The sequence below is a fragment of the Ewingella sp. AOP9-I1-14 genome, assembly GCF_052375995.1.
Classification (GTDB): Bacteria; Pseudomonadota; Gammaproteobacteria; order Enterobacterales; family Enterobacteriaceae; genus Ewingella; species Ewingella allii.
In genome coordinates this window covers 480,538-503,778 of record NZ_JBQSVA010000002.1, presented here as the reverse complement: position 1 = coordinate 503,778, position 23,241 = coordinate 480,538, and the positions used below count along the sequence as shown (strand labels likewise).

Annotated in this window: 16 protein-coding genes; 5 read left to right on the top strand and 11 right to left on the bottom strand. The window is 55.4% G+C overall.

Translation table 11 applies throughout. The annotated features are described in order from the left end of the window. Positions 1–16 precede the first annotated feature (16 nt). The 4 genes from poxB to ACT3RT_RS07445 form a co-directional block, all read right to left on the bottom strand. Positions 17–1,738 (bottom strand): ubiquinone-dependent pyruvate dehydrogenase, encoded by a 1,722-nt coding sequence (poxB, locus tag ACT3RT_RS07460; RefSeq protein WP_496202757.1) that lies wholly within the window; start codon positions 1,736–1,738, stop codon positions 17–19. 238 nt (positions 1,739–1,976) lie between these two features. Continuing rightward, positions 1,977–2,990 carry an NADH oxidoreductase gene (gene hcr, locus ACT3RT_RS07455; protein ID WP_496202756.1) on the bottom strand — a complete coding sequence of 338 codons (1,014 nt, stop codon included), beginning with the start codon at positions 2,988–2,990 and terminating at the stop codon, positions 1,977–1,979. A 45-nt stretch (positions 2,991–3,035) separates the two neighbouring features. Next, a complete protein-coding gene (hcp, locus tag ACT3RT_RS07450) occupies positions 3,036–4,688 on the bottom strand; it encodes a hydroxylamine reductase (RefSeq protein WP_496202755.1) in 1,653 nt (550 codons plus the stop codon). A 171-nt stretch (positions 4,689–4,859) separates the two neighbouring features. After that, positions 4,860–5,759: a LysO family transporter gene (locus ACT3RT_RS07445; RefSeq protein ID WP_485902713.1), complete on the bottom strand. Its 900-nt coding sequence runs from the start codon at positions 5,757–5,759 to the stop codon at positions 4,860–4,862. Between the two features lie 164 nt (positions 5,760–5,923). Here ACT3RT_RS07445 and ACT3RT_RS07440 point away from each other — a divergent pair, with 164 nt between their 5' ends. Continuing rightward, positions 5,924–7,657: a DUF2813 domain-containing protein gene (locus ACT3RT_RS07440; RefSeq protein ID WP_496202754.1), complete on the top strand. Its 1,734-nt coding sequence runs from the start codon at positions 5,924–5,926 to the stop codon at positions 7,655–7,657. Here ACT3RT_RS07440 and ACT3RT_RS07435 read toward each other — a convergent pair. Both ACT3RT_RS07435 and cspD read right to left on the bottom strand, forming a co-directional pair. Beyond that, the gene (locus ACT3RT_RS07435) at positions 7,654–8,631 is read right to left on the bottom strand and encodes a VirK/YbjX family protein (protein WP_496202753.1); all 978 of its coding nucleotides are present in this window, start codon (positions 8,629–8,631) and stop codon (positions 7,654–7,656) included. The genes ACT3RT_RS07440 and ACT3RT_RS07435 overlap by 4 nt on opposite strands. A gap of 327 nt (positions 8,632–8,958) precedes the next feature. Further along, positions 8,959–9,180 carry a cold shock-like protein CspD gene (gene cspD, locus ACT3RT_RS07430; protein WP_034789106.1) on the bottom strand — a complete coding sequence of 74 codons (222 nt, stop codon included), beginning with the start codon at positions 9,178–9,180 and terminating at the stop codon, positions 8,959–8,961. 388 nt (positions 9,181–9,568) lie between these two features. Between cspD and clpS the strand changes: the two genes are divergently transcribed. Continuing rightward, on the top strand, positions 9,569–9,889 hold the full coding sequence (clpS, locus tag ACT3RT_RS07425; protein ID WP_034789108.1) for an ATP-dependent Clp protease adapter ClpS: 321 nt from the start codon (positions 9,569–9,571) through the stop codon (positions 9,887–9,889). 27 nt (positions 9,890–9,916) lie between these two features. Beyond that, entirely contained in the window at positions 9,917–12,199 is a 2,283-nt protein-coding gene (gene clpA, locus ACT3RT_RS07420) for an ATP-dependent Clp protease ATP-binding subunit ClpA (protein ID WP_353501531.1), read from the top strand. 231 nt (positions 12,200–12,430) lie between these two features. Here clpA and infA read toward each other — a convergent pair whose 3' ends face one another. The 5 genes from infA to trxB all read right to left on the bottom strand — a co-directional run bounded on the left by infA (position 12,431) and on the right by trxB (position 18,284). After that, positions 12,431–12,649 (bottom strand): translation initiation factor IF-1, encoded by a 219-nt coding sequence (gene infA, locus ACT3RT_RS07415; protein WP_002211347.1) that lies wholly within the window; start codon positions 12,647–12,649, stop codon positions 12,431–12,433. 93 nt (positions 12,650–12,742) lie between these two features. After that, positions 12,743–13,477 (bottom strand): leucyl/phenylalanyl-tRNA--protein transferase, encoded by a 735-nt coding sequence (aat, locus tag ACT3RT_RS07410; RefSeq protein WP_496202752.1) that lies wholly within the window; start codon positions 13,475–13,477, stop codon positions 12,743–12,745. Positions 13,478–13,508: 31 nt separating this feature from the next. Next, positions 13,509–15,230, bottom strand: a complete 1,722-nt coding sequence (cydC, locus tag ACT3RT_RS07405; protein WP_496202751.1) for a heme ABC transporter ATP-binding protein/permease CydC — start codon at positions 15,228–15,230, stop codon at positions 13,509–13,511. 2 nt (positions 15,231–15,232) lie between these two features. Continuing rightward, a complete protein-coding gene (cydD, locus tag ACT3RT_RS07400; RefSeq protein WP_496202750.1) occupies positions 15,233–17,005 on the bottom strand; it encodes a heme ABC transporter permease/ATP-binding protein CydD in 1,773 nt (590 codons plus the stop codon). A gap of 313 nt (positions 17,006–17,318) precedes the next feature. Next, positions 17,319–18,284, bottom strand: a complete 966-nt coding sequence (gene trxB, locus ACT3RT_RS07395; protein WP_353501535.1) for a thioredoxin-disulfide reductase — start codon at positions 18,282–18,284, stop codon at positions 17,319–17,321. A 736-nt stretch (positions 18,285–19,020) separates the two neighbouring features. On the opposite strand from trxB, the gene lrp reads away from it, so the two are divergent. After that, complete coding sequence (gene lrp, locus ACT3RT_RS07390) at positions 19,021–19,515, top strand: leucine-responsive transcriptional regulator Lrp (RefSeq protein WP_013574775.1); 495 nt, start codon at positions 19,021–19,023, stop codon at positions 19,513–19,515. Positions 19,516–19,636: 121 nt separating this feature from the next. Continuing rightward, entirely contained in the window at positions 19,637–23,110 is a 3,474-nt protein-coding gene (locus ACT3RT_RS07385) for a DNA translocase FtsK 4TM domain-containing protein (protein WP_496202749.1), read from the top strand. The last annotated feature ends 131 nt before the right edge of the window (positions 23,111–23,241 follow it).

Below are 23,241 nucleotides of genomic sequence, written 5' to 3'. Positions count from 1 at the left end.
TATATCCCCGACGGGGTTATCGCAGCCAGTTGGTTTTCGCCAGTTCTACCACTTCGTCGCCACGGCCGTTGATCACCGCGCGCAGCATATACAGGCTGAAGCCCTTGGCCTGCTCAAGTTTGATTTGCGGCGGCATCGCCAGCTCGTCGGTGGCGGTCACCACGTCAACCAGCACCGGGCCTTCGTAGGCAAAGGCGTCTTGCAGCGCGGCATCGACGTCGGAAGCTTTCTCCACGCGAATGCCTTTGATGCCCGCGGCTTCAGCCATGGCGGCGAAGTTCGGATTTTTCAGCTCGGTGCCGTCGGTCAGATAGCCCCCGGCCTTCATCTCCATCGCCACAAAGCCCAGCACGCTGTTGTTGAAGATGATGATTTTCACCGGCAGCTTCTGCTGCGCCAGCGTCAGGAAATCCCCCATCAGCATGGTGAAGCCGCCGTCGCCGCACATGGCGACCACTTGACGGTTACGGTCAATGGCCTGTGCGCCCAGTGCCTGTGGCATGGCGTTAGCCATCGAACCGTGGTTAAAGGAGCCAATCAGGCGGCGCTGGCCGTTCATCTGCAAGTAGCGGCAGGCCCAGACGGTCGGGGTACCCACGTCACAGGTGAACACCGCGTCGGCATCGGCAAAGCGGCTAATCTGTTGCGCCAAATACTGCGGGTGGATCGCCTGTTTGTCATTCATCGTGGCGAGGCCATCGAGGTCTTTGCGCGCCTCTTGATAGTGTTTCAGCGCCTTGTCGAGGAATTTACGGTCGCTTTTCTCCTGCAACTTCGGCAGCAGCGCGGTCAGCGTGGTTTTAATATCACCCACCAGCGCCATGTCCACCTGACAGTGCGCCCCAATGCTGCCCGGATTGATATCAATCTGGATGATAGTGGCGTCTGTTGGGTAGAAGGCGCGGTAAGGGAACTGGGTGCCGAGCAGGATCAGCGTGTCGGCATTGATCATGGCGTGGTAGCCGGATGAGAAGCCAATCAGGCCGGTCATCCCGACGCTATAAGGGTTGTCCCACTCAATATGCTCTTTGCCACGCAGGGCGTGAACCACCGGCGCTTTGAGGGTTTCTGCCAGTTTCACCACTTCATCATGGGCACCGGCACAGCCACTGCCGCACATCAGGGTGATGTTTTTCGCACCCTTGAGCACTTCCACCAGCTTTTCCATTTCGGACAGATTTGGCAGCACCAGCGGCAGCTGCGGCGGATACCATTTGGCCGTCGCGTCTTCCGGTGCAGGCTTTAGCGCCACGTCGCCCGGCAGCACTATCACCGACACGCCGCGATTGAGAATGGCTTTGCGCATGGCGATGCCCAGCACCTGCGGCAACTGGTCGGGATGGGTGATCATCTCACAATAGTGGCTGCACTCGCGGAACAGCTCGGTAGGGTGAGTTTCCTGGAAATAGCCGGTACCGATTTCGCTCGAAGGGATGTGGGCGGCAATCGCCACCACCGGCACGTGGTTGCGGTGGCAGTCAAACAGACCGTTGATTAAGTGCAGGTTGCCGGGCCCGCAGGAGCCGGCGCATACCGCCAGTTCGCCCGTCAGCTGGGCTTCCGCGCCGGCGGCAAAGGCGGCCACTTCTTCATGTCGGGTGCCCATCCATTCGATGGTTCCCATGCGGTTTAAACTATCGCTAAGCCCATTAAGGGAATCGCCGGTGACGCCCCAAATCCGTTTAACGCCAGCTTCTTCAAGTGTTTTTGCCAGCAGCGAAGCCACGGTGTGTTTCATAGATCCCTCCAGATAGACTGTTTAATCGATCGCATCGATAAGTTAAAAGCTCCGCTAATCATAGTTCATGATGCAAATGTGATTTGTTTCGAGAATGCTTTTAAGATTTCGATAGATTTCCGTATTGGTCTTCAACCTTACAGAAAAGGTCAGGGAGTGGGTTGTAGTTTTGTAAATCTATCCGGCCTAACTGTAAATCTAGATGTCTACAGGCAGGCCGGGAGTCGGGGAAAGGGAATTAGGCTAAGGTCACGTCGCCATGCAGCTGGCAGCTACAGGCCAAGACGTAGCCTTCGGCTATCTCGGCGTCGGTCAGGGTCATTTGGCTAGTGGTCGTGAAATCGCCGCCGATCACGCGGGTTTTACAACTGCCGCAGACACCGGCGCGGCAGGCGGCATTGACCGGCATTTGGTGCTGCTCCATCGCCGCCAGCAGGGTAGAACCGACGGGCACCTTGTAGTGGGCAAGCGGCGTCAGGCGAGTCATCGTCAGCAGCTTATTGCTTTGTGGCTCGGCAATCGGCTGGTGGAACTGCTCGGTGATGACGCTATTGTCCGCCGCGCCAAGGGCTTTAACCCACTGTTCAGCTAGCCGCATATAAGGCGCCGGGCCGCAAATCATCACCCGTCGCGCCGCCATGTCCTTCACACCAGTCTCCAACAGGTCTTGGCTCAGTCGCCCGGCGACAAAGCCCTCTGTTGCATTGTTCTCGGATAATAACGTTAAGTTTAACTGTGGGTGGCGTGCGGCCAACTTCCGCCACTGATCGGCGAAAATCACATCCTGTGGGCTGCGCACGCTGTAAAACACCGTCACGGGTCTGGCGGGCGTTTGCTGTAGAACCGCGCGGCAAATCGACATAATTGGCGTCACGCCGCAGCCCGCCGCCAGTAGCAGCAGGGGCTGGTCGCCGTCGCAGACAAAGCTGCCCTGAGCATCTGAAAGCCAGAGATAGTCGCCCACTTTCACCTGTTGAGTCAGCCAATTCGAGCCTTGGCCGTCGGCAATTTGGCGAACCGTCAGGGTGATAAACGGACTGACGCCGGGCGTGGAGGAGAGGGTATATGCCCGCTGCACCTGGCCGCTAGTGCCAATATTCACCAGCGCAAACTGGCCGGGCTGGTAGTCATAAGGCACATGGCTGAACAGAGATAAAGTCCAGACATCGGCGGTTTCTTGTTGAATGTCATGCACCTGCAGGCGATTGGGGCACAGCAGCGTGGGTTGGTCGGCAAACAGAGGGAAAGTCATGGCGCGTTCCTCGAGGGGCCGGTGTCGCGCACCGGCCGGGTGAAATTATTGTGGCAACATCTGGCGCAGGTCGTCCTCAACCGAGGTGATGGCGCGCAGGCCGAATTTTTCCTTCAGCACGTTCAACAGGTTTTCTGTCAGGAAGGCCGGAGCCGTCGGGCCGGTGGCAATATTCTTCACCCCGAGCGAAAGCAGAGTCAGCAAAATAACAATCGCTTTCTGCTCAAACCATGACAGCACCAGGCTCAGCGGCAGGTCGTTGACGCTGCAGCCCAGCTTGTCGGCCAGATGCACCGCCAGCATGATGGCCGAGTAGGCATCGTTGCACTGGCCGACGTCCAGCAGGCGGGGCAGCGGGCCGAGGGTGCCGAAGTCCAGCTTGTTGAAGCGATATTTGCCGCAGGCCAGCGTCATGATCAGGCAGTCGTCGGGCACGGCGCGGGCTAAGTCGGTGAAGTAGCTGCGTTCGCCACGACTGCCGTCACAGCCGCCAATCAGGAAAATGTGGCGCAGCTGTTTGCTGGCCACCAAGTCAATTACCGTGTCGGCCGCGCCGAGCAGGGTTTCGCGGCCAAAGCCGACGGTGATCTCCTGCTCGATTTCACTGTATTTGAATCCCGGCTCGGCCAAGGCTTGAGCAATCACCGGCGCAAAATCTTCCCCTTCCAGATGCTTCACGCCCGGCCAGCCGACAATGCTGCGGGTCCAGATCCGGTCACCGTAGTTGCCGACATTCGGGTCAATAATGCAGTTGGAGGTCATCACCACCGTCCCCGGGAATTTGGCGAATTCAATTTGCTGGTTCTGCCAGCCGCTGCCGTAGTTGCCCGCCAGATGCGGATACTTCTTCAACTCCGGGTAGCCGTGGGCGGGAAGCATTTCACCATGGGTATAGATGTTAATGCCAGTGCCGGCGGTCTGTTCGAGCAGCATCTGCAAATCTTTCAGGTCATGGCCGGAGATCAGAATGGCTTTCCCGGCGCGAGGCTTGACGTTCACCGCCGTCGGCTGCGGGTGCCCGTAGGCGTCCGTTTCGCCTTTATCGAGGATCTCCATCACGCGGAAATTCATCTTGCCGATGCCCATGGCATTTTCCAGCAGGGTGGCCATGTCGGCAGGCCGGGTGCCGAGCCACGCCATGAGGCGGTGATAATCGGCATAGATATGGGTGTCGGACTGGCCCAGCACGTGGGCGTGTTCCATATAGGCGGCGGCCCCTTTCAGGCCATACAGGCAGAGCAGGCGCAGGCCGTGGATATCGTCACCGACTTCGGCTTTATCGCTGTTTAAGGCAAACTGCTGGGCCTGAATCTGTAGCTGGTCGATGGCGTCGCTGGTCAAAGTCAGATTTGCCAAAGGGTGCGGGTTGCTGATGGCCGGATCCATCAGGCGGCAGCGGCTGGCAAGGGATTCGCGATAGCTAATGGCTTCGCGGGCATAAGCCACGATGCGCGCCGAGTCAAAGTTAACGTTGGTTAAGGTTGAGAAGAAGGCGCGGGGCGCAAAGGCATCAATTTCGGCATCAATGATGTCATAGCCCCGGGCGATGAGCGCCCACGAGGATAGGCCCTGTAGCACCGCCACCAGCAGGTCTTGCAGGTCAGAGGTTTCAGCCGTTTTGCCACACATCCCCTGCGCATAGGCGCAGCCGCTGGTGGTCGGGGTTCTCACCGTTTGTTCACATTGCACACAAAACATTATCCACTCCTTTTATAAGTTGCATTTATAATGCATGTTCTAAGTTAAGCCTAAGACGCAACAGGAAAGAATTGAAGTGCTTTGTGGAATAAGTGCAGATGGGTTGATTTAGCGCAATTTCTGAAGAAAGGCCGTCGCGCTGGCGCAGAGGCCAGCGCGAGGTAAAACAGGTCAGGCGGAGAAGAAGGCCATCAGGATTGGCGCGATCAGGCTCAGCAAGAAGCCGTGCACCACCGCCGGTGGCACCATGTCCAATCCACCGCTGCGTTGCAGCACCGGCAGGGTGAAGTCCATGGAGGTTGCGCCACACAGGCCCAGCGCCGAGGAGCGGCTGGAGCGCACCAAGGTTGGGATCAGCATAATGGCGCACAGCTCGCGGGCTAAATCGTTAAAGAACGCCGCGCTGCCGACCACCGGGCCGAAAGCGTCCGTCAACACAATGCCGGAGAGGGAGTACCAGCCGTAGCCGGAGGCCATCGCCAATCCGGTATTCAGCGGCAAGCCGAGCAGCAGCGCGGCCAGCGCGCCGCCGACCAGTGAGCTGACGGCCACCACCGACGCCACTAATATGCCACGGCGGTTAAGGATGATTTGGCGCAGCGTCATGCTGCTATTGCGCAGCTGCATCCCCACTAGCGCCAGCAGGAAAATCAGCGCCACTTCGCTGGCTTCTGAGGCGTAAGTCAGCCAGTGCCACTGGGTCAGGCCGAGCATGAAACCGGCGATCACCACGCCGCACAGCTTGAGTGAATCAATCGCCATATTCAGGCGAGAAGGCAGGGACTCTTGCTGATGATTGGATTTCCAGGGTTTACGCTTTTCCAACAGCCAAAGTGCGACAAAATTGAAAATGAAAATGCACAAGAAACAGACCGCCGCGTATTTGAAAATCAGCAGCAGATTCGTACTCAGATTATCGAGAAAGGCTAAGCTGACGCCCATGATGAATAGGATCACATACACCATCCAACTCAGCAGGCGGTTAATGGCATAAAGCAAAGCCGATTTTTTTAATGGAATGAGATAGCCGATGATCAGCGGCAAAAGAATGATCAGTAAACCTGAATACATGAAGCTTTCCGTGTAGTTGCGAGTCCTGAAGGGGCGGTCAACACGCTAACCAAAAGCCGTGTCGCTGTAAAGTCGCTTTAACCAGCAAATGGCGCGGCAATATCTTGACCAAACAGCATTTTTAACGCCATGCTGAACACAGGTGAAGCAGAAGGGAGCGCCCGATGTATCTGGAACATATCGATATTGCAGGATTTCGTGGTCTAAATCGGTTATCGCTAACCTTGACCCAACCCACGCAGCGCGGCGCCTCCATCAGCGGCCCGCTGGGCGAGGAGGGCGTCTCTTCCGTCACCACCAATACCGTGCTGGTGGGGGAAAATGCTTGGGGTAAGTCCAGCTTGCTGGATGCCCTGACGCTGCTGCTTTCGCCTGAACCCAAACTCTACTGCTTCAAAGAGGAAGATTTCTATTTCCCCGCCGGGGAACAGCAGTCCAAATCGAAATATCTGCACGTGGTTTTCACCTTCTGCGAGAATCAGGCCGGGCACCACACCTCGCCGCGATTCAACCCGCTTTCTCCTTTATGGGTGAAGTGCGCGGACAAGCTCACGCGCATCTATTATCGGCTCGAAGGGGAGCTGGACGATGACGGCAGCGTGCTGACGCTGCGCAGCTTCCTTTCTGCCAACGGCCAGCCGCTGAACTTGCAAACTATTGATCCGCTTGCGCAGGCGTTAATCACTTTAAATCCGGTGCTGCGGCTGCGCGATGCGCGGTTTATTCGCCGTTTACGTAGTGAAACGCTGGCCCCGCGCCTTGCTAAAAATAATGAAGAGATGGCTAAGCAGCTCGACGACCTGACGCGCGGGCTGATCCACAACCCGCAGAACCTGACCAACAGTGAGTTGCGCAGCGGGCTGGCGGCGATGCAGCAGCTGTTAGAACACTATTTTGCCGAGCAGGGCACCAGCAGCAGCGCGCCGTGGCAGCAAAAGCGCCACGGCCGGGCCGAGAGCCGCCGCGCATGGCGCTCCCTCGACAATATCAACCGAATGATTGCCGAGCCGAACAGCCGCAGTATGCGCGTTATGCTGCTGGGGATGTTTTCCACATTATTGCAGGCTAAGGGTTCGGTGGTGCTGCATCCCGATGCTCGCCCGCTGCTATTAATAGAAGACCCGGAAACCCGTCTGCACCCGATTATGCTGTCGGTGGCGTGGGGGCTGCTCGACCAGCTTCCCTTGCAGCGCATTACCACCACCAACTCCGGCGAGCTGCTGTCGCTGGTACCGGTAGAGCAGATATGCCGATTGGTGCGCGAGTCGGGGCGAGTGGCGGCCTACAGCATTGGCCCGGAAGGGCTAAGCTCGGAGGACAGCCGCCGCATCGCGTTTCATATTCGTTTCAACCGCCCGTCGTCGCTGTTTGCCCGCTGCTGGCTGCTGGTCGAAGGGGAAACGGAAGTGTGGCTGCTCAACCAGTTGGCGCGCCAGTGTGGTTACCACTTCGAGTCAGAAGGTATCAAGGTGATTGAGTTCGCCCAGTGCGGCCTCAAGCCATTAATGCGCTTTGCTCGTCAGATGGGAATTGAGTGGCACGTGCTGGTGGATGGCGACGAGGCTGGGAAGAAGTATGCCGCAACGGTGATCAGCAACGTTGAGAAATACGACGACACATTGCGCTATCGGCTGACGGCGCTGCCTTCGCAGGATATAGAGCATTTCCTCTATCGCGGCGGCTTCGAAGATGTCTATCGGCGCAACGCGGCACTGCCAGACACGCTACCCATGTCACCACGGCGTATCATCGACAAAGCGATTCACCGCACGTCGAAACCCGACTTGGCCATCGACGTTGCGCTGGCGGCGTCTCAACGCGGCGTGGGGTCTATTCCACCATTGCTGCGGCAAATGTTTTCCCGCGTCGCGTGGCTGGCGCGGGGCAGGGCTGACTAATCGTCGGTTTTACGAGGTGCGGCAAAACCCTGCGAGAAGGTTTGGCGAATTTGCGCTTCCAGTGAATCCAGCAGCTGGTAACGACGGCGGTACTCAGAGCGGCGCTTGCTGGCGATCTCTTCCAGCGGACGGTGTGGGATCTGACGAGGCAAATGGTAATAATCGTCTTCCTCTAGCTCGCCCTGCAGCGTTTCCCAGAAGCTGTCGTAATCAGCGAAGATCATGCCCCTGCGTTTCTTATAGCGGGCATTTTCATAGATGTGGGTTTTATTGGCGACGGCAACAATTTGCGTCATTTGAGTCAGCTCGGCCAGTAGCAGGGTGGCCTCCATCACCAGTTTCTTCGGGAACAGGCCGTGACAGGCTTTGGTCGCTGATTGAATCTGCGAGTGCTCAACGTGGGCGCGCGGGCCTTGGATTGCTCCAATAAACAGCGTCGGCTGATCTCGGTAGTTAATCAACGCGAAGGTGACGGTAGCCAGCGGCTCGCCGTTTTCCAGCGTGAACATCAGCGTGGCTTCGCCTTCTTTATCCAGACGCCCGGCGGCGTTGAACTGAATAAAGTAGCGCTGGCCTTCTTTACCTTCTAACGTGGCAATGTGCAGCGGCTGGTCGGAGAAATGCGCATGCCCCAGCGCGGGCGGCACCTGCGCCGCGAAGTGGTCGTAGTGGGCAATAATATTTTTCAAGGCTATCTCGCGGTTCACCTTCACTGACTGATAAACGCGGTGCAGCTTGCAAGGCAGAGACGGCGCTGCGCGCAGCATCTCGTCGCGCATCGGGTGGCTTGCCAGATAATCCAGCAGCGACAGCGTGGATTTCGGCGCCAACAGCGTGCGCAGTAAAAACTTCAAGCGATAGCTGGTCCGGTTCCAGGCAGGGCCAGGCACCATGCGGCGGGAAACCAATGCGGATAACATCTGCATACCAGAGTGTATTTTTCTATTTTCGATTGGGTAGCTGATTGCACTCATCGTTATGTACCTGCTCTTCACAAGCCTCCAAGGCTGAATGACGTTATTTGAGCAGTTGGTGAATAAACCAAATATCAACGGTGATTTTGATCACAGCGGAATACTTACAATTGTTTGGGTTCTGTTTAGCTGAAGTTACAAAGTGTAAATCGTTAGCCTGCGAGGGATAAACGGCGGGTCAAAACTGACAATAATGTGCTTTTTTATTTTTCGGGGCTTGAAGGCCAATCGTTTCTCCCCCATAAATAAAAATGCCAGTCAAGATGAGACTGGCATTTGGCAAAGAGTACGCAACATGATGGTGCGGCAAAAAGGCAATGAGTACGGTCAGGCGACCGCTTCACTTTCCACCGGAATAATGAGGCTTGCATGATTTCCTTTTGGCCCTTCATGGACATCGAAGCTGACTAGCTGCCCGGCTTTGAGGGTGCGATAACCCTCCATCTGGATAGTGGAATAATGAGCAAAGATGTCTTCACCGCCGTTTTGCGGACAGATGAAACCAAAGCCCTTAGCATTATTGAACCATTTAACAGTACCCGTCTCCATGCTTCTACTTCCCTCTCAAGACTATTTGGTGAGTTGAAGAGATTGAGCTAATAAGTGAGCACGAATGCCCGTACGTCGCTGAATACAGGCACTTATCGCCGGTATTTTGCACACGAAATTACACTCTAGTGGAATTGATTTGGACGTCAAGGGAAGGGCATTTGTCATGCCTGAGCAGATAGCCAAACTTTGAAGCAGGTAACGATCCTGAAATAATGTGGTCATTATTTCAACGATTTTACCGATAGCAAAGAGTGGAAGATGCGCGGGGGCATGATGCTTTAAGAGATGGTAAAATGAATGTTAAACGTCATGACGAAAGCTAAGGCGCAAGGGTGCCAGACAATGCTGACGTCATAACAGACCTTCAGAAGGTGATGGACAGGCAATGGGTAACAATCAAGACTGGCTAAATTTCGAACACTTGGCGGCGGATAAGCTAAAGGATGAGGTAAAACCGCCATCTATGTATAAAGTTATATTAAACAACGACGATTACACTCCGATGGAATTTGTGATTGACGTTCTGCAAAAGTTCTTTTCTTATGATATTGAACGTGCAACGCAACTGATGCTCCAGGTGCACTATAAAGGCAAAGCTATTTGCGGAGTCTATACCGCTGAAGTAGCCGAAACCAAAGTCGCACATGTGAATAAGTACGCCAAGGAGAACGAGCATCCGTTGCTGTGTACGCTGGAAAAAGCCTGATTAAGGCAATCTATTTGGGAGGTGCCTATGCTCAATCAAGAACTTGAACTCAGTCTCAACATGGCTTTCGCAAGAGCCCGTGAGCACCGGCATGAGTTTATGACCGTGGAGCACCTGCTGTTGGCGTTGCTAAGCAACCCTGCAGCCCGTGAAGCGCTTGAAGCTTGTACCGTTGACCTGGTGGCGTTACGCCAGGAACTGGAAGCGTTCATCGAACAAACCACGCCCACCTTACCTGCCAGTGAAGAAGAGCGCGACACCCAGCCTACGCTGAGTTTCCAGCGCGTTCTGCAACGTGCGGTATTCCACGTGCAATCTTCCGGTCGTAGTGAAGTGTCTGGCGCAAACGTTCTGGTCGCGATCTTCAGCGAACAGGAATCCCAGGCCGCATATCTGCTGCGCAAACATGACGTTAGCCGTCTCGACGTGGTCAACTTCATCTCTCACGGTACCCGTAAAGATGAGCCAGGTCAGGCGCCAAATAACAACGCAGAGAACCCAGTTAACGAAGAGCAGTCGGCGGGGGAAGATCGTATGGAGAACTTCACCACAAACCTTAACCAGTTGGCGCGCGTGGGTGGTATTGACCCGCTGATTGGCCGTGACAAAGAGCTTGAGCGTGCGATTCAGGTTCTCTGCCGTCGTCGCAAAAATAACCCACTGCTGGTGGGCGAGTCAGGCGTCGGTAAAACCGCTATCGCCGAAGGCCTTGCTTGGAGAATCGAGCAGGGCGACGTTCCTGAAGTGATGGCCGACTGCACGCTGTACTCACTCGACATCGGCTCACTGCTGGCGGGCACCAAATACCGCGGTGACTTCGAAAAACGTTTTAAATCACTGCTCAAGCAGCTTGAGCAAGACAAAAACAGCATCCTGTTTATCGATGAAATCCATACCATCATCGGGGCGGGCGCGGCGTCTGGCGGCCAAGTTGATGCAGCCAACCTGATTAAGCCACTGCTTTCTAGCGGCAAAATTCGGGTTATCGGCTCAACGACCTATCAGGAGTTCAGCAACATCTTTGAAAAAGACCGTGCCTTGGCGCGTCGCTTCCAGAAGATTGATATTACTGAGCCAACCGTCGAAGAGACCGTGCAGATCATTAATGGTCTGAAAACTAAATACGAAGCTCACCACGACGTGCGTTATACCGCGAAAGCCGTGCGCGCCGCGGTTGAGCTGTCAGTGAAATACATTAATGACCGTCATCTGCCGGACAAGGCGATTGACGTGATTGACGAAGCGGGCGCGCGCAGCCGGTTGATGCCGGTCAGCAAGCGTAAGAAAACCGTTAACGTCAGCGACATCGAAAGCGTGGTGGCGCGCATCGCGCGTATTCCAGAGAAAACAGTATCGGCCACCGACCGTGACGTGCTGAAGAATCTGGGCGATCGCCTGAAAATGTTGGTATTCGGGCAAGATCCGGCGATTGAAGCACTGACCGAGGCGATCAAAATGAGTCGCGCCGGTCTGGGTCAGGATCACAAGCCTGTCGGTTCCTTCCTGTTCGCAGGTCCGACCGGGGTCGGTAAAACCGAAGTGACCGTACAGCTGGCGAAAGCGTTAGACATTGAGCTGCTGCGTTTCGATATGTCCGAATACATGGAGCGTCACACCGTCAGCCGTTTGATTGGTGCACCTCCGGGCTATGTCGGCTTCGACCAAGGCGGTTTGCTGACCGACGCCGTGCTGAAGCACCCGCACGCGGTTGTGCTGCTGGATGAAATCGAGAAAGCGCACCCGGACGTCTTCAACCTGCTGTTGCAGGTAATGGACAACGGTACGCTGACCGATAATAACGGCCGTAAAGCGGATTTCCGTAACGTCATTCTGGTCATGACCACCAACGCCGGCGTGCGTGAAACTGAGCGCAGATCTATTGGTCTGGTGCATCAGGATAACAGCCCGGACGCAATGGAAGAGATTAAGAAAGTCTTTACGCCAGAGTTCCGTAACCGTCTGGACAACGTGATCTGGTTCAACCACCTGTCTACTGAAGTTATTCAGCAGGTTGTCGACAAATTCATCGTTGAACTGCAGGCGCAGCTGGATGCGAAAGGCGTGTCTCTGGAAGTCAGCGACGAAGCGCGCGACTGGTTGACAGTCAAAGGCTACGACCGCGCCATGGGCGCACGTCCAATGACCCGTGCCGTTCAGGAAAACCTGAAGAAACCGTTGGCTAATGAACTGCTGTTTGGTTCGCTGGTTGATGGCGGTTCAGTCTCCGTGGGCCTCGATAAGAGTGCCGATAAACTGACGTACCATTTCATGAGTGCGCAGAAGAAAAAAGCGGAAGGCGCGGTGCACTAAGCATCAGCAGCAGTAGCTGAAAAGTAAAAAGGCGATGGAGATATCGCCTTTTTTTATGCCTGTTTTCCGCCGAGTATCAGTGGGATGGGGTAGATAACCTGAAGCTGATACCAGAGGGAAATAGCAGAAATTGCCGAATTGCGGATACCACAAAACGCCCTTGCAAAAGCAGGAAGGGCGAAGAGGGTATCCTCGGGTATCGCTGGAAATCAGCGATGAGTGAGCCGCCTGTTAGCGGCTACGGAAGACAATGCGGCCTTTGCTCAGGTCGTAAGGAGTCAATTCTACAGTGACTTTGTCACCCGTCAGGATGCGGATGTAGTTCTTACGCATTTTACCGGAGATGTGTGCGGTGACTACGTGCCCGTTTTCCAACTCAACGCGGAACATAGTGTTTGGCAGCGTATCAAGTACGGTGCCCTGCATTTCAATATTGTCTTCTTTGGCCATCGAATCCTCTAGGTCTAACTACCATAGTTTTTAACCGGCGTGATAATGCCGAAAAACCCACATTATGTAAAGAAGTATGGTTGACGATCGCATCTATTCCCTATCCATCGGGACTGTCGGCAGGTCTTCATAACGTGGGGATAAGTCTTGGGGCAGCCAGCATTCCGGCGGTAATTGTTGCTGTGAAAGCCGGGAAAGCGACTGCAAAAATTGGCGGCGTGGGATCTCTCTCGCACCCAGCGACGCAGTGTGAGGGTTGAGCACCTGACAGTCAATCAGTTCTCCACCATAGCGGGTAAAATGTTGGCAAAAAATCATTACGGCGCACTTTGAGGCGTTGTCTCGGCGGCTGAACATTGATTCTCCACAGAATAATCCGCCGACGTTTACGCCGTACATGCCGCCTACCAGCTCGTCGCCATCCCACACTTCAATCGAATGCGCATGGCCCGCTTCGTGCAGCTCCTGATAACCGCGCTTCACCAGCGGGCCAATCCAGGTGCCTTCATCACGCTGCTGAGAGCACGCGTGAATCACCTCAGCGAACGCTTTGTTAAGCGTGAAGCGATAGGGTTCCCGACGCATAAAACGGCGCAGGCTGCGGCTGATATGACGTTCTTCGGGGTAGAGCACGGCCCGTGGGTCAGGGGACCACCAGAGAATGACTTCCCCCGGCTCGAACCAGGGGAAGATACCGCTGCGATAAGCCGAAAGCAGGCGAGGGGGGGTTAAATCCCCGCCCAGCGCCAGCAGGCCGTTAGGTTCATGCAGCGCCGTCTCCGGGTTAGGGAAGACGACGGAATTCGCTTCAAGCTTGACTAACCGCATAGGGTCCTTGTTCATTGGTCAAAAGAGTTTGTCAGCCGCGCGCACGAAAACGTGCATAGCGACCCGCCATGCCGATCAGCGCTTGGTGAGTGCCTTCCTCAACTATTTGACCCTCTTCCATCACGCAGATCTTATCCATATTTTCCAAGCCGTAGAGGCGATGGGTAATTAAGATTAGCGTCTTTTTTTCACAATGTTGGCGCAGCAGCGCCAGAATATGACGTTCGGTTTCTGCGTCGAGACCCTCTGTCGGCTCATCCAGCAGCCACAGCGGGGCGTCGTGCAAGATGGCGCGCGCCAAGCCAAGGCGACGCTGTTCGCCGCCTGAGAGCTGCCTGCCGCCTTCTCCCAGCCAGCTGTTTAAGCCATCACCGGCCAGCAAAGCTTGAAGATCAACGGCTTCCAGCGCCTTGACCAGCTGCTCGTCGCTGCTGGCCGGGGCTACCATACGCAGGTTTTCCCGCAGCGTGGTGTTGAAGATATGCACCCGCTGGCTGACCACGGTCATCATCTGGCGCAGCGTGGCTTCATCGTAATCCGCAATGGCCGCGCCGTTAATGTTCAGGATGCCCTGGTTGCTGTCCCACGCGCGGGTGATGAGCTGTAACAGCGTCGACTTACCGCAGCCGGTTTGGCCGAGCAGCGCCACGTGTTCACCAGAGTTAACCCGCAGATTGATGCCTTTGAGCACTGGCAGTGGCTGATCGGGATAGGTGAAGCTGAGATTTTCAATTTCCAACGCGACCTGCTGTTCAGCCTGTGGGCCGTGGGCCGGGAAGGTGACGGCGGGTTGCTGCTCAATGATCTGCGTTACTCGCTGGGCGGAGGCAATCACTTGCCCCAAATGTTGGAAAGCCGCCGCGACTGGGCCGAGTGCCTCAAAGGCGGCCAGCGGGGTGAAGACAAACAGGGCAATCAGCGCGCCGGGCTGGGCGATATCACCAATGCCACCGGCAGCCAGCCACAGCATCAGCGTAACGGTCAATCCGGCGCTGGCAATGATCATCGCCTGCGACAGACCTGAAAGCTTGGCTTGCTGCTGTTGGCGGCTCACCCAGCGGCTCTCCGTCTCATTCATACTCTGGCGAAAACGCGCCTGTGCGCCAAATACGGCTAATTCCGACTGGCCCTGCAACCATGAGTTGAGCTGAGTGCGGTACGCGCCGCGCAGCTCGGTTAATTCACGGCCAATCGGCTGGCCCGCGCGGTAAAACACCAAGGGAAGCAACAGCATCAGTAACAGCATGATGCCGCCGAGTGTTAAGGCCAGATGCAGGTCGAGGAAGCTCAGGCCGAAGGTGACGACCAGAATAATCACCAGCGCGCTGACCAGCGGCGAGATAACCCGCAGGTAGAGGTGGTCGAGGGTGTCGACGTCGGCCACCAGCCTGTTAAGCAAATCTGCCTGACGGAAGCGCGCCATGCCACCCGGAGAGAGCGGCATAATTTTGGTGAAGGTAAACACGCGCAGGTGCGCCAGCACGCGGAAGGTGGCGTCGTGGCTCACCAGACGCTCCGCGTAGCGCCCGGCGGTGCGGAAAATCGCCGCGCCGCGCACGCCCGCAGCGGGCAGCATGTAGTTGAAAGTATAAAGCCCCGCGAGGCCCGCCAGCGCCGACGCCGCGAGGAACCAGCCCGAAAGAGTCAGCAGGCCAATACTCGCCAGCAGGGTGATGATCGCCAGCACGATGCCGAGCGATAAACGCAGCCAATGGCGGCGATAAAGCGCCAGATAAGGCAGTAGAATTTTCATGTTTATAGCTCCTGACTGCGCTGAGCTAACAAACGGGAAAATGCGCCATTCCCGCTCGCCAATTGTTGATAGCCGCCTTGCTCGATCAGCTGGCCTTTATCCATCACCCATACTTCATCGTAATGTCGGGTGTCTTCTAGCTGATGGGTCACCAGCAGCGTGGTTTGTGCTTGAGAGGCGTCGCTCAGCGCCTGCATTACCCGTTTTTCGCTGTGGGCGTCAAGGCTGGCTGTCGGTTCATCTAACAGCAGCAGGTGGCAAGGCGAGAGCAGAGCCCGAGCCACGGCCACGCGCTGAGCCTGCCCGACGGAAAGGCGCGCCGCGCTGTCGCCAAGCTCGGTGTCCAAGCCTTCAGGCAGCAGAGGGAGAAACTCGCTGACATAGGCGCGCTCGATAGCCGATTGCAGCTGCGCTTCGCTGGCATCCGGCCAGCCCAGCAAGATATTGGCCCGCAGGCTCTGCTCCGGAAGGTGCGGGTTTTGTCCCACCCAGCTGAGCTGCTGGCGCCAGTCCACGCGGGCTATCTCCTGCAACTCTATGCCATTGGCTTTCAGCGAGCCTTGATAAGGCAGGAAGCCGAGCAGGGCGTTGAGCAGCGAACTTTTCCCCGCGCCGCTCAGGCCAACCAGCGCCACGCGCTTGCCCGCAGGCAGGGTGAAATTAAGTGGGCCAGCCAGCGTTTTGCCGTCCGGCGAGCGGATAATCAGGTCGACGGCTTCCAGTGAAATGGCGCTCTCGACTGCCATCGGCCAAGGCTGGGTGCCTTCTCCCTGACTTTCCGCTTCAGCACTCAGGAAGGTCAGCAGGCTCTCTGCCGCGCCCACCGCCTGTGCTTTAGCATGATAGAAGGTGCCTAAATCGCGCAGCGGCTGGAAAAACTCGGGAGCCAGTATCAGCACCAGAAAACCGGCAAACAGCGTGACAGGCGTGCCGTAGCTGCCGAAATTCAGTTCACCAAGATAGGAGAAGCCAAAGTAGACCGCGACCACGGCAATGGAGATTGAGGCGAAGAACTCGAGCACGGCGGAAGACAAGAACGCCAGTCGCAGCACGTCCATGGTGCGGGCGCGGAAACTTTCGGTAGAGCGTTGGATCTGCGCGGTTTCGGCCTGAGCGCGGTGGAACAGGCGCAGCGTATCCAAGCCGCGCAGGCTGTCTAAGAAATTGCCGCTCAGGCGCGCGAGGGCGGTGAAGTTGCGGCGATTGGCATCGGCCGCGCCCATGCCGACCAAGGCCATAAAAATAGGGATTAATGGCGCGGTGACCAGCAGAATCATGCCCGCGGCCCAGTTGATTGGGAAAATACTCACCAGAATCAGCAGGGGAATAATCCCCGCCAGCGCAATCTGCGGCAGATAGCGGGAGTAGTACTCCTGCATCTCTTCAATTTGCTCGAGAATGATGGTGGCCCAGCTTCCGGCTGGCTTGCCTTGGATCCACGCCGGGCCAAGCTTCTCCAGCCTGTCCAGCACGAGCTTGCGCATTCCGCGACGAATAATCTTGCCGCAAATAAAGCCCACCTGTTCACGCAGCCAGGTCACTACGGCGCGAAGAATGAAGGTCAGCGCCAAGAGCAGGAAGCTTTGCACCAGCTGGTCGCGCGGCGTGTTTTGAATAATTAAGCTGTGGAGCAGGCCCGCCATTAACCAGGCTTGGGCAAGAATTAATAAACCAGAGAGTAAACCCAGCATCATCGACAGGCGTATCCAGCCTTTGGCGCGTGAGCTTTGTTGCTTTAACCAGCGGGTGAGTTCTTGTTGTCGTGTTTTATTCATCAGGCAATCAGTCTGCGCAGCAATACAGAAATCACAGGGGTATTTCCGTATAGAGTGACATGCGATTGAACGGAGAGTCAGGATGACGCTGAAGAAGCCCGCTCGCAGGTCGCATGATCCAAAAAAGCGCCGCCACGGCGGTGCTATTACCCGTTGCATTCCGAGCTGAGTCGAAAGCTCGCTCATGTTACATGTTCGGACTTACGCTGAAAAATCTATTTCTATAAAAACGGTTATTTCCATAAAAAACAAAACAATGAGGCGGCCAATTGGCCGCCTCATGAGGAGTTAATAATTGTCTGGCATTCAGCGATTAGACAGCAGGTTTCGCCAAGCCGTCCAGATAGCGTTCTGCATCCAGCGCGGCCATACAGCCGGTGCCCGCAGAGGTGATCGCCTGACGATAGATATGGTCCATCACGTCGCCAGCGGCAAACACGCCAGGAATGCTGGTCTGAGTGGCATTACCCTGGATGCCGGATTGCACCTTGATGTAGCCATTTTCCAGCTCCAACTGACCGTCGAAAATGGCAGTGTTAGGGCTGTGGCCGATGGCGATGAACACGCCCGCGACGTCCAGCTTGCTCAGCTCGTCGGTGCGCGCATCACGCAGGTTAGCGCCGGTTACGCCCATCTGGTCGCCCAGAACTTCGTCCAAGGTCTTGTTGGTGTGCAGCACCACGTTGCCCTTGGTGGCTTTCTCGTTTAGACGGTCGATAAGAATTTTTTCAGCGCGGAAGCTGTCGCGACGGTGAATCAAATGCACTTCTTCGGCAATGTTCGCCAGATAAAGTGCTTCCTCAACCGCGGTGTTACCACCACCGACTACCGCGACTTTCTGGTTGCGATAGAAGAAACCGTCACAGGTCGCACAGGCAGAAACGCCTTTGCCTTTGAACGCCTCTTCAGAAGGCAGGCCGATATAACGTGCAGACGCCCCGGTGGCGATGATTAACGCGTCACAGGTGTACTCTTCGCTGTCACCGAACAGGCGGAACGGGCGGTTCTGCAAATCAACTTTGTTAATGTGGTCGAAGATGATCTCGGTATTAAATTTCGCAGCATGTTCGTGCATGCGCTCCATCAGCCCCGGACCTGTCAGCCCCTCTGGGTCGCCCGGCCAGTTTTCCACTTCTGTGGTGGTAGTCAATTGACCGCCTTTTTCCATACCGGTGATCAATACCGGATTCAGGTTGGCGCGCGCGGCATAAACCGCTGCCGTGTAACCTGCTGGACCTGAACCTAAAATCAATAGTTTACTGTGTTTAACCGTACTCATGAGCAATTCATCTCCGTGATGGCGACTAGCAATGAACCGATTGTAGGGAAAACCGCGCAGTAAAAAAAGCAAACTCAGATGTTGTTAACGATTTGTCTGATAGTTTTTAATTTCAAACCCACGTACAACTACACCCCGGTTAGCTCTCATTTGAGGTAACCGATTGAAGATTGGACAAATAACCGGCAATGAATATGTTGTGAGCTTGTTATTTTTCCATCAAACGCTGGCCTTTTCGCGGCAAATCCCGACTTTATGTAGGCTTTAGCACGAAAAAGTAGGTTAATTGTTTTGTTATTATTGGTCGTTGAAAGATAGGTAAAAACGAGGCCGTGAGATTTCAATCTGGCACGTTCTTCTGATTTTGCTTCTTTTACTTTGACAATCCGCTGTGCATTTGCGAAAACATCTAGGGACGAAGAAATTAATCGCCTGCCTGTGACTTGAAATTCTACGATCAGCTGCTACCTGACTTGTTCAAGGTGTTGTTTCGCTGGTTTTTTCTTGTGCAGGATTTAGTGAAAACAGCGAGCATTGCGCAAGCTATTCATTTCACAGCGATATTTCTTCTCGGTATAACGTCATTGAAAGCGTTTTCTTTCGACAGGGGACTCACGCAATCAAACGGCATACTCAAACCTAAAACTATCGGGTCTTCGCTTGGGACAAACCCTGACACATTGAAGTTGGCTAGGGTATGGCAGGTGCAGGGAAGGACAGCAGAGAGACAATAATAATGGTAGACAACAAAAAGCGTCCGGGAAAAGATCTCGACCGTATTGACCGTAACATCCTCAACGAACTGCAAAAGGATGGCCGGATCTCAAACGTCGAGCTTTCCAAAAGAGTGGGATTATCTCCAACACCGTGTCTGGAGCGTGTTCGTCGTTTAGAACGTCAAGGCTTCATTAACGGATATACCGCGTTGCTCAATCCACACTATCTGGATGCATCGCTGCTGGTGTTTGTTGAGATAACACTCAACCGTGGTGCACCGGACGTGTTTGAGCAATTCAATGCAGCAGTACAAAAACTTGAAGATATTCAGGAGTGTCATTTGGTTTCTGGGGATTTCGACTACCTGTTGAAAACCCGCGTACCTGACATGTCAGCCTATCGTAAGTTGTTAGGCGAGACATTACTTCGACTGCCGGGCGTTAACGACACCCGCACCTACGTGGTGATGGAAGAAGTAAAACAAACCAACCGTCTGGTTATTAAGACCCGGTAAAGGTTCAGGTGCAAAACCTTATAAATTTAGCTACACTCCTGTGTATCTATACAGCCCCGGCGCCGAGGCCCGTTCTCGGCGCTGTTGCTTTTTCAGCCCACAGGAACCTGGAGAGCCTTTCTTGAGCCAGGAATATACAGAAGATAAAGACGTTACCCTGAAAAAACTGAGCAGTAGCCGCCGCGTGTTGGAAGCTGTTCTGGTAGTGGTAGCCGTTTTCGCCGTTTACCTTATGGCGGCGCTGGTGAGTTTTAACCCCTCAGATCCAAGCTGGTCGCAGACCGCATGGCATGGACCTATTCATAACTGGGGTGGTGGTGTAGGTGCGTGGATGGCCGACACCTTGTTCTTCATTTTTGGCGTATTAGCTTACGCTATTCCCCCTATCATGCTTTGCCTGTGTTGGGCGGCGTTTCGTCAGCGTGATAATCAGGATTACATCGACTATTTCTCTTTGTCGCTGCGACTTATTGGTACGCTGGCGTTAATTCTCACGTCTTGTGGACTGGCAGCCTTCAATATTGATGACCTTTATTACTTTGCCTCAGGCGGCGTGATCGGCAGTTTGCTGACCACGGCGATGACCCCGTGGTTTAATAATGTCGGCGCGACCATGGTTCTGCTCTGTATTTGGGCGGCGGGTCTGACACTGTTTACCGGCTGGTCATGGCTGACGATTGCAGAGAAAATTGGCGGCGTGGTGCTGGGTGTTACTACCTTCATGACCAACCGTTCGCGTCGTGACGATGATTATGACTATGAAGATGATCACCATGAAAATGTTGCTCATGATAGCCATGATGATCCGTTACTCGACTCTGACTGCGTGCCTTCTGCCGCAGCGAAAGCTGCCGCGGCTGCGACCGCCAGTGCCAAAGTCGCACCGGCCAATGCCGCCGTGGATGATGAAGATGACGTACTGTTCTCCGCGCCGTCGCTGCATGACAATGCCGAGGCTAAAACTCAGCCAGAAACTGCGCCAGTTCAAACACCTGCTCCAGCGCCAGAGGTGACTCAGCATGCTGCGAGTGAGGTGAGGGCGCCAGCACCTGAAGTTGAGATGCCTGCTGCGCCGGAGCCAACTATTGCTCCCGCACCGCCGCTCTATAGCTTTGAAATTCCGCAAGAAACACCAGCTCCGCAGCAGCCAACCAAATCGCCATCTTATGATGACGATGAGCCACGCTTAGGCAATTGGCAGGCCAGCGCGCCTTCCGAGCCGGAACGTTCACCTTTTGACTTCAGCACCGCCCAGCGCGACAGCAGCGAAGTCAACAGTCTGGCGGCCACTGCGGCATTGGCGACAGGTTTGGCACAGGCCGGGCAGTCAGCCAGCTCTGCCAGCAATACCTTTATGCCTGCCTTCAGCGCGGTCAGTGACGGCAATTCGCAGGTCAAAAAAGGCGTGGGTCCCGAGCTGCCAAGGCCGAATCCGGTGCGTATTCCAACGCGACGTGAGCTGGCTTCTTATGGCATCAAGTTACCTTCACAACGCATTGCCGAGCAGCAGGAGCAGCTTGCTGCCCAGCAACAGCCCGTTATAGATGAAGCGGATAGCGAGCAGGGCGATGATCAAGCCGCATTACAAGAAGCGGCGTTGCGCCAGCAGTTTGCTGAGCAGCAGAGTCAGCGCTATGGCGATGAACACGTTGCTTCAGAAGAAGATGAAGAGGCGGCCTTGCAAGAAGCCGAGCTTCGTCAGGCTTTCGCTGCCCGTGAGCAGAACCGTTATCAGCAGGATGAGCAGCAGGACACTCAGCCTGCTTACTCTCAGCACAGCGCGCCACAGCAGAACCCAGTCTCTTCTGCGGCGGCGGATGCACTCGCGGCTGCCGCGATGAACATCAGCACGCATGATGCTTTCACCTTCTCGCCGATGGCGGATTTGGTGGATGACACGCCAACCGAACCTCTGTTTACGCTGTCACCGCACAAAGAAGAAGATGAGCCAGAAGTGCCGACCTTCGGCCAAAGCTATCGACAGACAGCGCCGAAGCACCAGCCAATCGAACAATATGAGGCGCCGGAGCAATCTCAACCTGCTCAGCCGAATATGGATAGCCTGATCCATCCATTCCTGATGCGTCACGAGCAGCCGTTGGTGAAACCGACCACGCCGCTGCCGTCGCTCGATTTGTTGACCTCCCCGCCAGCCGAATCTGAGCCGGTGGATGAGTTTGCACTGGAACAGATGGGCAACCTGATTGAAGCGCGTCTGAACGATTACCGCATCAAAGCCGACGTTGTCGATAAGCTGCCAGGGCCGGTGATCACCCGTTTCGAATTGGATCTGGCGCCGGGCGTGAAAGCCGCGCGTATTTCGAATCTCTCGCGCGACTTGGCGCGTTCGCTCTCGGCGGTTGCGGTGCGCGTGGTTGAAGTTATTCCGGGCAAACCTTACGTCGGGCTGGAGTTGCCAAATAAGAAACGCCAGACCGTTTACCTGCGCGAAGTGCTGGACTGTGACAAATTCAAAGACAGTCCGTCGCCGCTGACCATCGTGCTGGGCAAGGATATCTCTGGTGAGCCAGTCGTGGCTGACTTAGCGAAAATGCCACACTTGCTGGTGGCCGGTACGACCGGTTCCGGTAAGTCGGTCGGCGTCAACGCCATGATCCTCAGCATGCTCTACAAGGCAACGCCGGAAGAAGTTCGCTTCATCATGATTGACCCGAAAATGCTCGAGCTTTCGGTCTATGAGGGCATTCCACACCTGTTAACCGAGGTGGTAACTGACATGAAAGACGCCGCCAATGCGCTGCGTTGGTGTGTCGGCGAAATGGAACGTCGTTATAAGCTGATGTCGGCATTGGGTGTGCGTAATCTGGCGGGTTATAACGAGCGAGTTGAGCAAGCCGAAGCCATGGGCCGTCCGATCCCCGACCCATTCTGGAAACCGGGTGATGGCATGGCCGCTGAGCCGCCTTATCTGGAAAAAGAGCCATTTATCGTTGTGTTGGTCGATGAGTTTGCTGACCTGATGATGACGGTAGGTAAAAAAGTTGAAGAACTGATTGCGCGTCTGGCTCAGAAAGCCCGTGCGGCCGGTATTCACTTGGTTCTGGCGACTCAGCGCCCATCGGTAGACGTTATTACCGGCTTGATTAAGGCCAACATTCCGACCCGTATCGCCTTTACCGTGTCGAGTAAAATTGACTCCCGTACCATTTTGGACCAAGGCGGCGCCGAGTCCCTGCTGGGCATGGGTGACATGCTCTACATGGCTCCAAACTCGTCGATTCCGGTTCGTGTTCACGGCGCATTCGTCCGTGACCAGGAAGTCCACGCCGTGGTTCAGGACTGGAAAGCGCGCGGGCGTCCTAAGTACATCGACAGCATCCTTGCGGGTGGTGAAGATGGCGAAGGGGGCGGCGGTGGTTTGGACAGCGATGAAGAGCTGGATGCGCTGTTTGATCAGGCCGTAGCCTTTGTGGTCGACAAGCGTCGTGCTTCTATTTCCGGCGTTCAGCGCCAGTTCCGCATCGGCTATAACCGCGCGGCGCGTATCGTTGAGCAAATGGAAGCACAGGGCATTGTGAGTACGCCGGGCCACAACGGTAACCGTGAAGTCTTAGCCCCACCTTCTCACGAATAATACCGTCGAATGCACAAAGGTCGCCATGGCGGCCTTTGTGCAAAGAAGCGTAAACCCCTAGTTTTTCAGACGAATGAGCTACCTTTGTGCCAGCGCCTCGGCTAGAGTTCGCAACATGGGCCTGTGTATTA

Coding starts and splice junctions, on each gene's coding strand:
- ACT3RT_RS07435 (WP_496202753.1), bottom strand. CDS start 8,631: ATGAGTGCAATCAGCTACCCAATCGAAAATAGAAAAATACACTCTGGT.
- cydD (WP_496202750.1), bottom strand. CDS start 17,005: ATGAATAAAACACGACAACAAGAACTCACCCGCTGGTTAAAGCAACAA.
- hcp (WP_496202755.1), bottom strand. CDS start 4,688: ATGTTTTGTGTGCAATGTGAACAAACGGTGAGAACCCCGACCACCAGC.
- ACT3RT_RS07440 (WP_496202754.1), top strand. CDS start 5,924: ATGTATCTGGAACATATCGATATTGCAGGATTTCGTGGTCTAAATCGG.
- trxB (WP_353501535.1), bottom strand. CDS start 18,284: ATGAGTACGGTTAAACACAGTAAACTATTGATTTTAGGTTCAGGTCCA.
- infA (WP_002211347.1), bottom strand. CDS start 12,649: ATGGCCAAAGAAGACAATATTGAAATGCAGGGCACCGTACTTGATACG.
- cspD (WP_034789106.1), bottom strand. CDS start 9,180: ATGGAGACGGGTACTGTTAAATGGTTCAATAATGCTAAGGGCTTTGGT.
- cydC (WP_496202751.1), bottom strand. CDS start 15,230: ATGAAAATTCTACTGCCTTATCTGGCGCTTTATCGCCGCCATTGGCTG.
- clpS (WP_034789108.1), top strand. CDS start 9,569: ATGGGTAACAATCAAGACTGGCTAAATTTCGAACACTTGGCGGCGGAT.
- poxB (WP_496202757.1), bottom strand. CDS start 1,738: ATGAAACACACCGTGGCTTCGCTGCTGGCAAAAACACTTGAAGAAGCT.
- aat (WP_496202752.1), bottom strand. CDS start 13,477: ATGCGGTTAGTCAAGCTTGAAGCGAATTCCGTCGTCTTCCCTAACCCG.
- lrp (WP_013574775.1), top strand. CDS start 19,021: ATGGTAGACAACAAAAAGCGTCCGGGAAAAGATCTCGACCGTATTGAC.
- hcr (WP_496202756.1), bottom strand. CDS start 2,990: ATGACTTTCCCTCTGTTTGCCGACCAACCCACGCTGCTGTGCCCCAAT.
- ACT3RT_RS07445 (WP_485902713.1), bottom strand. CDS start 5,759: ATGTATTCAGGTTTACTGATCATTCTTTTGCCGCTGATCATCGGCTAT.
- clpA (WP_353501531.1), top strand. CDS start 9,917: ATGCTCAATCAAGAACTTGAACTCAGTCTCAACATGGCTTTCGCAAGA.